Here is an 11,181-nt window from a genome sequence, read left to right as displayed (position 1 = left end):
CGGGGGGGGTCTGGGCCCCCCCCCCGGCCGCGCGCCACAACCACACCCCCCCCCCCGGCGCCGCGCGCCCCCCCCCCCCCCCCGCGGGGGGGGGGGCGCCGCGCGCCCCCCACGGCAGCAGGCGCTGTTCCTTCGCCACGGACACCGCGCCCGCGCGGGTGTCGACGCCGAGCTTGTCGTAGATGCGGCGCAGATGGGTCTTCACCGTGGCCTCGCTGATGAACAGGGCGCGGGCGATCTCCCGGTTGCCGAGGCCGGTGGCGAGCTGGGCCAGGATGTCGCGTTCACGGTCGGTGAGGGAGGGGCGCGGGCTGCGCATGTTGGCCATGACCCGGCTGGCGACCGGACCGGACAGCGCCGTACGGCCCCGCGCGGCGGCGTGGATCGCGGCGAACAGCTCCTCGGGGCGCTCGGCCTTGAGCAGGTAGCCGGTCGCCCCGGCCTCGATGGCGCGGGTGATGTCGGCGTCGGTGTCGTACGTGGTGAGCACCAGGACGTGCGGGGACGGGCCGTCGCCGGAGGTGAGGCGGCGCGTGGTCTCCACCCCGTCGATGCCCTCGCCGAGCTGAAGGTCCATCAGCACCACGTCGGGCGCCAGCCGCGCGGCGAGGGCGAGCGCCTCCTCGCCGGTGCCCGCCTCGCCGGCCACCTCGATGCCGGGGGCGCTGTCGAGCAGGGCCAGCAGCCCGGCGCGGACGACGACGTGGTCGTCGCAGACGAGGATGCGGACGGGGGCCGGGGCGGGCGGTTCGGTCATCGGGGTGTCTCCAGCGGGTCGGCCGGGCCGGGCGGGTCCAGGGGGACGGCGGCGGACACGACGGTGCCCTCGCCGGGGGCCGACTCGACGGTCAGGGTGCCGCCGAGGCCGCGCAGCCGGGCCCGCATGGCAGGCAGCCCGTGCCCGCGCACCCCGGACGGGGCGCCGGACAGCGCCCCCGGGTCGAAGCCGTGGCCGTCGTCGCTGACGTCCAGGACGGCCTCGTCGTCGAGGAGGGTGAGGGTGAGCGCGGCGGTGGAGGCGCCCGTGTGCTCGCGGACGTTGGCCAGGGCCCCCTGGGCGATCCGGAGCAGGGCCGACTGGACGCGGTCGGGCAGCCGCGGGGCCCGGCCGCCGTCGTCCACGTGGACCCGCACGGTGAGGTGGTCGCCGGTCTCCCGCTCGGCCAGGGCGCGCAGTGCCGCCACCAGGCCGCCGCCGCGGGCTAGGTCGGCCGGGGCGAGGTCGTGCACGAAGCGGCGGGCCTCGGTGAGGTTGTGCTCGGCGACGGACGCGGCGCCCCGGACGTGGGTGCGGGCCTTGCCCGGGTCGGACTCCCAGACCCGCTCGGCCGCCTGGAGCAGCATCCGCTGGCTGGACAGGCCCTGGGCGAGGGTGTCGTGGATCTCCATGGACAGCCGCTGGCGCTCGGCGAGGGTGCCCTCGCGGCGTTCGGCCGCGGCGAGTTCGCGGCGGGTGCGGATCAGGTCGTCGATCAGGGCGCGCTGCCGGGCCGCCTGCCGCTCGGTGTGCAGGAACACGGCCGTGGCGATGGCGGCGACGGCCGGCGGGGCGAGCAGCAGGTTCGGGTCGAAGCGCCCGGCGAGCCGGAGCTGCGCGGCGACGACGAACACCGTCAGGACGGTCACCAGCCCGAGCGCCGCCCGGGCCGGCAGGGTCCGCAGGCCGGTGTAGAAGAGGGGCACGGCGCACCAGGAGAAGCTGGGCGCGAGGACGACGAGCACCATCCACACCGCGACCACCGCACCGAGCCAGGCGAGGCTCCGCCGGCCGGGCCGCGCCCCGGCGCCGCTCAGCACGGGCCCGAGCAGGTGCAGCGCGGCGAGCACGAGGGACAGGGCGATGATCCACGGGGTGCGGGGCTCGCCGGGGTGGCGCAGCAGGAAGCGGGCGAGGGCGCCGCCGAGCAGCAGGAAGAAGGCCACGTGCAGGACGGCACCGAGCCACCGGGTGTCCGGGTCGCAGGGCTTCGGCATCCGCGCACGTCTCCTTTCCACCGTTGTCTCCTACCACGCTGAGCTGCGCGTTCCCTTCCATGGTGACCTGTCCGGGCGGTCGGGGGATCAGCCGATCGGACGACCCGCCGTCGCCCGTTCCGTCGCGGGTGAGCAGCCGGAACGGCGACCGGAGAGCCCGGGTCCCGGGCGGAGGGTGGAGAGCAGAAGGACGGAAGCGGCCCGCAGGGGCCCCGACGCGGACCGTCCGCCCCGACCCCGAGGAGCAGATCCCCCATGAAGAAGACTCTTTCCCGGCGCGCCCGCATCGCCACCGGCGGCGCCGTCCTCGCCGCCGTCGCCGTGGGCACCTTCGGCACGGTGGCGGCCAACGCCTCGGCGCCGGAGTCCGCCCCGGACGCCGCGGTGGCCGCCGCCCCCGCCGCCGCGGCCGGCAAGCGTGACACCACGACCTCCACGCACCTGACGGTCGAGGCCGCGACCGAGGCGGCACAGGCCGCGCTGAAGGCCGCCAAGAAGGACGGCCAGCGCATCACGGTCGCCGTCGTCGACCGCAACGGCAACACGATCCTCACCATGCGCGGGGACGGCGCAGGCCCGCAGTCCTACGAGTCGGCCGTGAAGAAGGCGTACACCGCCGTCTCCTGGAACGCCACCACCACCGAGCTCGAGGGTCGCCTGGAGAACGCCCCGAACCTGAAGGACATCCCGGGCACGCTGTTCCTGGGCGGTGGCGTCCCGGTCACCGCCGACAAGGCGCCGATCGCCGGCATCGGTGTCGCGGGCGCTCCGTCCGGCGCCCTGGACGAGAAGTTCGCGCAGGCGGGCGCGGAGGCGCTGCGCTAGACGACCGAGGGGCCACAACGGCCGGTTCCGGCGGGCGTTTCACGTGAAACGCCCCCTAGGATCACGGCGTGCGCCTCACTCGTCTGCTCGTAGCCACCGCCACCGTCACCGCCCTCGCGGCGTGCAGCAGTGGCGGTGGTGGTGGTGTCGACGGCACCCCGGGCGGTTCCGGCGTGCGCGATCCGTACTTCCCGAAGGCGGGCAACGGCGGGTACGACGTCGGCCACTACGACCTGGTCCTCGACTACGACCCCGACGCCGAGCGTCTCACCGGCACGGCGACGATCACCGCACGTGCCACCCAGGACCTCTCCGCCTTCGACCTGGACCTCAAGGGCCTGGACGTCCAGAACGTCACCGTCGAGGGCCGGGAGGCACGCTTCAACCGGGCCGGGCAGGAGCTGACCGTCCGCCCGCCGGACGAGCTGGACGACGGCGAGACCTTCCGGGTGCGGATCCGCTACTCGGGAAAGCCCGAGACCGTGACCGACCCGGACGACTCCGAGGAGGGCTGGCTGCCCACCGACGACGGTGCGGTCGGGCTCGGCGAGCCCACCGGCTCCATGGCCTGGTTCCCCGGCAACCACCACCCGTCCGACAAGGCGACCTACGACATCGCGGTCACCGTCCCCGAGGACTACGGGGTCGTCTCCAACGGGCAGCCGGCCGGCGAGACGACCAGGAACGGCCGTACGACGTTCCGCTGGCACACCGCCGAGCCGATGGCGAGCCATGTCGCCACGATCGCCGTCGGCGACTGGCGGATCAGCCGCTCGGTCACCGACGACGGCCTGCCGGTGTACACGGCCGTCGACCCGGAGCAGGCCGCCGCGAGCCGGACGGTCCTCGCGCGAATCCCCGCGATCATGAAGTGGGAGCAGGACCTCTTCGGCCCGTACCCGTTCTCCTCCACCGGCGCGATCGTCGACCGTCCGGACGACGCCGGATACGCCCTGGAGACCCAGACCCGGCCCTACTTCCCCGGCGCTCCCGACACCGAGACCCTCGTCCACGAGCTGGCCCACCAGTGGTACGGCGACTCCGTCACGCCGAAGACCTGGCGGGACATGTGGCTCAACGAGGGCTTCGCCACCTACGCGGAGTGGCTGTGGACCGAGGACCACGGCGGCGACACCGCGCAGGAGACCTTCGACGCACTCTACGACGGCGACTACTACGACGACGAGGAAGCGAACGAGGCCGTCTGGGCGTTCCCGCCCGGCAAACCGTCCGATGCCGCCCACATCTCCGACAGCCCGGTCTACGAGCGCGGCGCGATGGTGCTGCACCGCATCCGGCAGACGGTCGGCGACGACGCCTTCCGCGCCCTGCTGCGCGACTGGGCCGCCGCCCACCGCCACGGCAACGCGGACACCGGCGACTTCACGGCGTTCGTGGAGAAGTCGGCTCCCGGCAAGGACTTCACGGAGATCTGGGACGACTGGCTGTACGGAGACGGGAAACCGGAGCGCCCGTGAGTGGGGGCGCCGGCCGCCGCCTCACCGCGCGGACGCGTCGGACTCCTCGAAGGCGTCGAGCAGCCGGGGCAGGTCCGGCGGCCACAGGGCCTCGGGCGCCTCGGCGAGTTCCGCGCGGCTCCACCAGCGCCAGGTGAGGATGCCGTCCGCGGCGTGCGCGGCGGCGAGGTGGGGCCCGGTGGGCTCGCGCCGGGGGCCGCGGGCGACGTAGATGTGCTCGTGCTGGCGGACCGGGCCCACGCTCAGGTGGGTGAAGTCGTGTTCCCAGGTGCACAGCAGCGGGCCGGGCTCCAGGTCCGTCCAGCCGGTCTCCTCGCGCAGTTCGCGCAGGGCGCCCTCGCGGGGGCTCTCGTCCCCGTCGAGCCCGCCGCCGGGCATCGCCCAGTGCACGCCGACCTCGACGTTGTCGTACCGCAGCAGGAAGACCGCGCCGTCGGGGTCGAGCACGGCGACGCGGGCCGCACGGCGCGGGACGCGCAGCGGCTTGCGCAGCACCGTGCAGGGGCGGGCGGCGCGCAGGTCCCGGCGGTGGCCGATGGTCTCGTACCCGAGGGCGGTCCAGAAGGCGAGGGCGTCACTGTTGCCGTCGAGGACGGCGAGCCGCAGGCCGGCGTGGCCCGCGGCCCGGAAGCGGTCCTCGACGAGGGACGCCAGCCGCCTGCCGTGACCCCTCCGGCCCAGGTGCGCGTCCACCATCAGCAGGCCGATCCACGGGTCCGGGTCGGCCTGGTCCGGGTGCCGGGCGAGGGTGATCGCGATCCCGGCCAGCCGCCCCGCGTCCCGGGCCAGCAGGACCTCCGCGCCGGGGTGCGCCAGCTCGTCGGCCAGCGCCGCCGCCACCTGTTCCGGACGGATGTCGTCGGGGTCGGGGAAGTCGCCGCTGAGCGCGTGGAAGGCGCGGTGGGAGGCGTAGAGGGCGGTCAGCTCGGTGAGCAGCGGGCCCGGGATGTCGTGGTCGGGGGCGAGCGTGAGCGGGGTGATGATCACGCGGGGCAACCTACCCCGCCCGGTCCCGCGGTGGTCCGGGACCGCGGACGTGACACCATCACCTGCGTGCTCGACATCGGCTACGCCCTCTCCACCCGGTTCCCCGATCCGCCGCAGACGGACTACCGCCGCGCGGACGTCCACGCCCTGCGGCACGACCTGTTCTGCGGCGACGTGTACCTCGCCGACACCAAGGAGGACCGGGAGATCTCCACGGCCTGGGGATGGGTGCCGGTGCTCGACTTCGCGTGGGCGCTGTGCGACATCGTGGAGCTGGTCGACCGGGACCCGGCGGGCTCCCGGGCCGCCCGGCCGCAGCACGCCGAGCTGGACTTCACCGAGTCCACCGACCGTCTGCTGTTCGAGCGCCGCTTCGGCTGGGTCGACATCGAGGCGGAGTGGCTGCCGGCGAGCGAACCGCCGCTGTCCTTCTCGCACACCGCGCTGCGCCGGGAGGCCCGGGACTTCCTCCACGACCTGATCGCCGACCTCACGGACATGCACGAGGCCCTGGCGGAGAACCCGGCGATCTGGACCCTCCAGGCACGCTTCCCCCGTATCGGCTGAGCGCACCCGGGCCCCTCCGGCGCGCCCGGCCGGGCCGGACGTCCCGTCCCGCCTACTCCTTCCCCAGCACCCGCACCCCCAGCTGCGCCGCCAGCACCGGGGCCAGGTCCAGCAGCTGGGCCGGGCTGATCACCGCACCCGCCAGCCGGTCCACACCGCGGGACACCTCCAGCGGAGCCGCGCCGCGCAGGTCCACGTCCGTCAGGGTCGCCGCGCTCAGGTCCGCGTCCCTCAGGGCACAGTCGACGAACGCCACCCGCTCCAGGCGCGCGCCCCCGAAGTCCGGCTCGACCAGGACGCAGCCCTCGAAGACGACGTCCTTGAGCCGGGCGCGGCGCAGATTCAGGCAATCGATCTTGCCGCCGCGGACCAGCACCCGCTCAAGCACTGCCCCGTGCAGCTGCGTGCCGCCCAGCCGGGCATCGACCAGCTCCACGTCGCGCAGCGTGGCCTCGGCCAGGTCCGTCCCGACACCCCGTACGCCGGTGAGGACCGAGTCGAGCAGCCGGGCGCGCGGCAGTGACGTCTCGTCCAGCACGCACGCCGTCAGCCCGCAGTCCAGGAAGCGGGCGCCCGTCCCGTCCTGTCCGGAGAGGTCCGTCTCCGGGAACTGCAGCCCGTCGTAGTCGCCGTCCGGCTCCAGTGCCCCGCCGCCGTAGGGCTCCAGCGCCGGCAGCCGCACCTCCGGGCGGCGCACCGCCCGCACCGCCGCCGCACCGCCGCCACCCGCCGCTCTCCTCGCCATGGCCCCATGCTGCACCCCGCCACCGACACCCGCCCCCACCTGCGGCTTCGCGATCTTCCCCGGTCGCGTGTCACGTTTCCCGGCCGCCCATCCGTCGTACTCGCAGAAAGGCACGACAGCAGGTGAACGCGACCCGAGGGAGCCCTCAGCCATGCACCGCATCACCGTCGTCGGCGGCGGCTTCGCCGGACTGACCGCCGCCATCACCGCCGCCGAGGCGGGCGCCAAGGTCACCGTCCACGAGGCCCACCACACCCTGGGCGGACGGGCCCGTACCGCCGACGGCCCGTACCGCACCAACGAAGGCCCGCACGCCCTCTACAACGGCGGCCCGCACTGGTCCTGGCTCCGGCAGCGCGACCTGATCGGCCCCCTCGCGCCCCTGCCGCCGCTGGAGGCGGCCCGGCTGCGGCTGCACCACCGGGGCGCCCTGCGCCGCACCCCGCCCTTCGCCATGCTCAGGCTGCTGCGCCGGAGCGTCGGGCCGGCACCCGTCGACACCGACTTCCTCACCTGGGCGACCGGCGTCGCGGGCGAGGAGGGCGCCCGTGCCGCCGCGCACTACTGCGCCGTCGCCCTCTTCCACCACGACCCCGGTTCGCTGTCCGCCGCCTTCGTGCAGGAACGCCTGCGCCGGGCGGCCAAGCTGCCGCCCGAGGCGCACTACCCGCGCGGCGGCTGGTCCGCCGTCATCGACCGGATGGCCGCCCTGGCATGGAACCTCGGGGTCCGGATGGAGACCCTGTCCCGGGTCGACACCCTCCCGGTGGACACCCCGGTCGTCGTCGCCACCTCCCTCGACGCGGCCCGCCGTCTGCTCGGCGACCCCTCGCTGAGCTGGCCCAGCGGACGCACCACGCTGGTCGACCTGGCCGTGCGGTCCCGGCGCGGTGACGCCTTCGCGGTCTCCGACCTGGACGCGCCGGGCTGGATCGAGCGGTTCACGGCGCAGGACCGCACGCTGGCCCCGGCGGGCGAGCAGCTGATCCAGGGGCAGATCCCGATCGGCCCGGACGAGTCGAAGGCCGACGGCACCGCACGCGCGGAGCACCTGCTCGACCTGGGCTTCCCCGGCTGGCGCGAGCGCCTGACCTGGCGGCGCGAGTCCGTCGCGAACGGCCGTACCGGCGCCGTCGACCCGCCCGGCACCACCTGGCGGGACCGGCCCGCGGTCGACCGCGGCGACGGCGTCTACCTCGCCGGGGACCAGGTCGCCGCGCCGGGACTGCTGTCCGAGGTCTCCTTCAACAGCGCCCTGACGGCCGTGTCCCTCGCGCTCGGCCGGAAGGAGCTTGACCTCAAGCAGGCCTGAGGTCGTTGAGTGGACCCCGGACCACGAGCCGCACGCGCCCTCGAACTGCGCGCCCTCGCCGAGGCCGCCGAGGGCCGCCTCTCCCCCGTCGTGCACCGCTTCCCGCTCGCCGCGGCCGCGGCCGCGCACCGCGCGCTCCAGGACCGGCGCACGACCGGGAAGGTGGTCCTGGAGCCGTGACGGCCGACGGCCCCTCGGACGACCGAACGGGATGCGATACGTCCCGATCCGTGGTCTTCTGGGCCAATGAGTGCCACCCGGACAGGTGAGGGAACCGCCTCCGCGGACGCCGACCCCCGCCGCTGGTGGGGGCTGGTGGTGATCGCCCTGGCCCAGCTGATGGTCGTCCTCGACGCGACGATCGTGAACATCGCGCTGCCCTCCGCGCAGCGCGACCTGGGCATGTCCGACGCCAACCGCCAGTGGGTGATCACCGCCTACACCCTCGCCTTCGGCGGTCTGCTGCTGCTCGGCGGACGCATCGCCGACCTTGTGGGACGCAAACGCACCTTCGTCATCGGACTGATCGGCTTCGCCGCCGCCTCCGCGATCGGCGGCGCCGCCGTCGGCCCCGCGATGCTCTTCGGCGCCCGCGCGCTGCAGGGCGTCTTCGCCGCCGTCCTCGCGCCCTCCGCGCTGTCCCTGCTGACGACCACCTTCACCGACCCCGAGGAACGGGGGAAGGCCTTCGGCATCTACGGCGCGCTGGCCGGCAGCGGCGCCGCCGTCGGCTTCATCGTCGGCGGCGTGCTCACCGAGTTCCTGAACTGGCGCTGGTGCCTGTACGTCAACATCCCCATCGCCGTCGTCGCCGTGACCGGCGCTCTGGTCCTCCTGCACGACCGGCCCGGCCACGCCGACGTCCGCCTCGACGTGCCGGGCGTGGTCCTCGGCTGCGGCGGCCTGGTGGCGCTCGTCTACGGCTTCAGCGAGGCACAGCCGCGCGGCTGGAGCGACCCGCTCGTGCTGGCGCTGTTCGCCGCGGGCGCCGTCCTCCTGGGGGTCTTCGTGTGGTGGCAGACCCGGGCGCCGGTGCCCCTGCTGCCGTTGCACATCATCCGCGACCGCAACCGCGCCGGCTGCTTCCTGACGATGATGCTGGCCGTCATCGGCATGTTCGGGCTGTTCCTGTTCATGACCTACTACCTGCAGGTCATCCTCGTCTACTCGCCCGTGCGGACCGGCCTGGCCTTCCTGCCGATGACGGCCGCGATCGTGATCGGCTCCACCCAGATCTCGGCCCGGCTGCTGCCCCGCGTGGGCCCGCGCATGCTGATGGTCCCCGGCATGCTCCTCGCCTCCGGCGGCATGGTGGTCCTCACGCAGATGACCGTGCACTCGCAGTACGCCACCGACATCCTGCCCGCCCTGCTCATGATGGGCCTCGGCATGGGCCTGACCTTCATGCCGGTCTTCTCCACCGCCACCGCCGGTGTCGCCCCCCAGGACTCCGGCGTCACCTCGGCTACGGTCAACACCTCGCAGCAGGTGGGCGGCTCCATCGGCACGGCGCTGCTCAACACCGTCGCCACCAGCACCAGCGCCACGTGGATCACCTCCCACCTCACCGACCCGACCCGGCGGGGCGAGATCGTCAGGGAGGGCATCGTCCACGGCTACACGGTCGCCATCTGGCTGGCCGCCGGCATCATGCTGCTGGCGGGCGTGATCGCGGGTCTGATGGTCACCGCCAAGGCCCCGAGGCACGGCAACCCGGCCGACCGCCCGGTGCCGGAACCGGTGGGCTGAGGGGCCCCGGGCCGCCCGCGGTCCCCGGCCCGGCGCGAAGCGCTCAGTGGCGGCCCGCCACCCGGTCCGCCAGCCGCGCCAGCCGGGACGACGACGCGCTGTGCGTCGTGCGCTCACGCCGGTCCGCCTCGCGGTACACGGCGTACATGCCCTGCACGCCCAGCCAGCGCAGCGGCTCCGGTTCCCAGCGGCGCACCCGGTGCCCCACCCACGGCAGGCCGGTCAGCTCGGTGGGGCCGCCCTCGCCCGAGTCCCGCCGGACCAGGTCGCCCAGGGTGCGGGCGGCCAGGTTGGCGGTGGCGACACCGGAACCGACGTAACCGCCGGCCCAGCCCAGCCCCGTCGACCGGTCCAGGGTGACGCTCGCGCACCAGTCGCGCGGCACGCCCAGCACCCCCGACCAGGCGTGCTCGATCCGCAGCCCGGCCAGGGAGGGGAAGAAGTGGACCAGGATCTCCCGCAACGCCTCGACGGTCGCGGCCTGCGTCGTGCCGTCGTTGTCGGTGCGGGAACCGAAGCGGTAGGGCACCCCGCGTCCGCCGAGCGCGATCCGGCCGTCGGCGGTGCGCTGGGCGTACATGTAGGCGTGCGCCATGTCGCCGAGGGTCTGACGGCCCGCCCAGCCCACCGACTCCCACTGCTCGTCGGTGAGCGGCTCGGTGGTGATCATCGAGGAGTTCATCGGCAGCCAGGTCCGCCGCTGGCCCCTGAGCGAGGCGGTGAAGCCCTCGGTGCAGCGCAGCACGTAGGGAGCGCGGACGGTGCCGTACGGCGTCACCGCCCGGCGGGGCCGGATCTCCGTGACCGGCGTCGACTCGTGGATGGTCACCCCGAGGCGCTCGACGGCCGCCGCGAGCCCCTTCACCAGCTTCACGGGATGCAGCCGGGCCCCGTGCGGCGTCCACGTCGAACCGACGGCTCCCGCCACCCTGATCCGCTCCGCCGTCTCCCGGGCCCCGTACGACTCCCGGTCCTTCTCGCCGAACGCCAGCTCCGCCTCGTGGAACGCCTTCAGCCGGGCCGCCTGCGCGGGCGTGCACGCCACTTCCAGCACCCCGCCCTTGTGCACGTCGGCGTCGATGCCCTCCGCCGCGGCCACCCGGATCACCTCGTCCACGGTGTCGTTCATCGCCCGCTGCAGGCGTACCGCCGCCTCGTGGCCGTGCAGCTTCGCGTACCGGTCGCGGCCGGCGATGCCGTTGTACAGCCAGCCGCCGTTGCGGCCGGAGGCGCCGTAACCGCAGAACCTCTGCTCCAGGACCGTGATCCGCAGGGTCGGCGCCGCCTTCTTGAGGTAGTACGCCGTCCACAGTCCGGTGTAGCCACCCCCGACGATCACCACGTCCGCCGACGCGTCCCCGGCGAGCGGCTCCCGCACCGCCGGGAGACCGTCGTCCGCGTACCAGTAGGAGATGCCACCGTTCACGACGCCGCTGCTCGGGCTGCTCATGGCAGGACGTTAGCCCTGGTGGGGGGCCGTTGTCTGCTTCGGATTCCGTGGACTTTCGGCGCCCGCGGGGCCCGTGACCGGTGCCGCGCGGCCG

Annotated in this window: 9 protein-coding genes and 2 pseudogenes; 6 read left to right on the top strand and 5 right to left on the bottom strand. The window is 74.5% G+C overall.

What is annotated here, in order from left to right:
* Window positions 1–112 precede the first annotated feature (112 nt).
* A pseudogene (locus ACGF3H_RS19270) lies at window positions 113–757 on the bottom strand (response regulator); the annotation flags it as partial.
* Window positions 754–1,974: a sensor histidine kinase gene (locus tag ACGF3H_RS19265; protein ID WP_362489865.1), complete on the bottom strand. Its 1,221-nt coding sequence runs from the start codon at window positions 1,972–1,974 to the stop codon at window positions 754–756. The pseudogene ACGF3H_RS19270 and the gene ACGF3H_RS19265, both read right to left, overlap by 4 nt.
* Window positions 1,975–2,229: 255 nt before the next feature.
* Here ACGF3H_RS19265 and ACGF3H_RS19260 point away from each other — a divergent pair, with 255 nt between their 5' ends.
* Together ACGF3H_RS19260 and ACGF3H_RS19255 are read left to right on the top strand one after the other, a co-directional pair.
* Window positions 2,230–2,799: a heme-binding protein gene (locus ACGF3H_RS19260; RefSeq protein WP_362489863.1), complete on the top strand. Its 570-nt coding sequence runs from the start codon at window positions 2,230–2,232 to the stop codon at window positions 2,797–2,799.
* Between the two features lie 68 nt (window positions 2,800–2,867).
* Window positions 2,868–4,277, top strand: a complete 1,410-nt coding sequence (locus ACGF3H_RS19255; RefSeq protein ID WP_362489861.1) for a M1 family metallopeptidase — start codon at window positions 2,868–2,870, stop codon at window positions 4,275–4,277.
* Window positions 4,278–4,298: 21 nt separating this feature from the next.
* Here ACGF3H_RS19255 and ACGF3H_RS19250 read toward each other — a convergent pair whose 3' ends face one another.
* Window positions 4,299–5,264: a bifunctional GNAT family N-acetyltransferase/NUDIX hydrolase gene (locus tag ACGF3H_RS19250; RefSeq protein ID WP_362489859.1), complete on the bottom strand. Its 966-nt coding sequence runs from the start codon at window positions 5,262–5,264 to the stop codon at window positions 4,299–4,301.
* 66 nt (window positions 5,265–5,330) lie between these two features.
* Between ACGF3H_RS19250 and ACGF3H_RS19245 the strand changes: the two genes are divergently transcribed.
* On the top strand, window positions 5,331–5,831 hold the full coding sequence (locus ACGF3H_RS19245; RefSeq protein ID WP_362489857.1) for a hypothetical protein: 501 nt from the start codon (window positions 5,331–5,333) through the stop codon (window positions 5,829–5,831).
* Window positions 5,832–5,883: 52 nt separating this feature from the next.
* Here the strand turns inward: ACGF3H_RS19245 and ACGF3H_RS19240 are convergent, their stop codons facing one another.
* Window positions 5,884–6,576, bottom strand: a complete 693-nt coding sequence (locus tag ACGF3H_RS19240; RefSeq protein WP_362489855.1) for a pentapeptide repeat-containing protein — start codon at window positions 6,574–6,576, stop codon at window positions 5,884–5,886.
* Between the two features lie 151 nt (window positions 6,577–6,727).
* Here ACGF3H_RS19240 and ACGF3H_RS19235 point away from each other — a divergent pair, with 151 nt between their 5' ends.
* The 3 genes and pseudogenes from ACGF3H_RS19235 (at window position 6,728) to ACGF3H_RS19225 (ending at window position 9,637) form a co-directional block, all read left to right on the top strand.
* Window positions 6,728–7,888: an FAD-dependent oxidoreductase gene (locus ACGF3H_RS19235; protein ID WP_362489853.1), complete on the top strand. Its 1,161-nt coding sequence runs from the start codon at window positions 6,728–6,730 to the stop codon at window positions 7,886–7,888.
* A gap of 18 nt (window positions 7,889–7,906) precedes the next feature.
* Window positions 7,907–8,068 (top strand): annotated as a pseudogene (locus ACGF3H_RS19230) (zinc-binding dehydrogenase); the annotation flags it as partial.
* Between the two features lie 66 nt (window positions 8,069–8,134).
* The gene (locus ACGF3H_RS19225; RefSeq protein ID WP_362489851.1) at window positions 8,135–9,637 is read left to right on the top strand and encodes an MFS transporter; all 1,503 of its coding nucleotides are present in this window, start codon (window positions 8,135–8,137) and stop codon (window positions 9,635–9,637) included.
* A 43-nt stretch (window positions 9,638–9,680) separates the two neighbouring features.
* On the opposite strand, the gene ACGF3H_RS19220 is transcribed toward ACGF3H_RS19225, so the two are convergent.
* Window positions 9,681–11,087 (bottom strand): FAD-dependent oxidoreductase, encoded by a 1,407-nt coding sequence (locus ACGF3H_RS19220; protein WP_362489849.1) that lies wholly within the window; start codon window positions 11,085–11,087, stop codon window positions 9,681–9,683.
* Window positions 11,088–11,181: the final 94 nt, after the last annotated feature.

Source organism: Streptomyces sp. NPDC048185 (assembly GCF_043202495.1).
GTDB lineage: Bacteria > Actinomycetota > Actinomycetes > Streptomycetales > Streptomycetaceae > Streptomyces.
The sequence above is the reverse complement of the archived record's forward strand: the minus strand, read 5'-3'. Positions and strand labels throughout refer to the sequence as shown.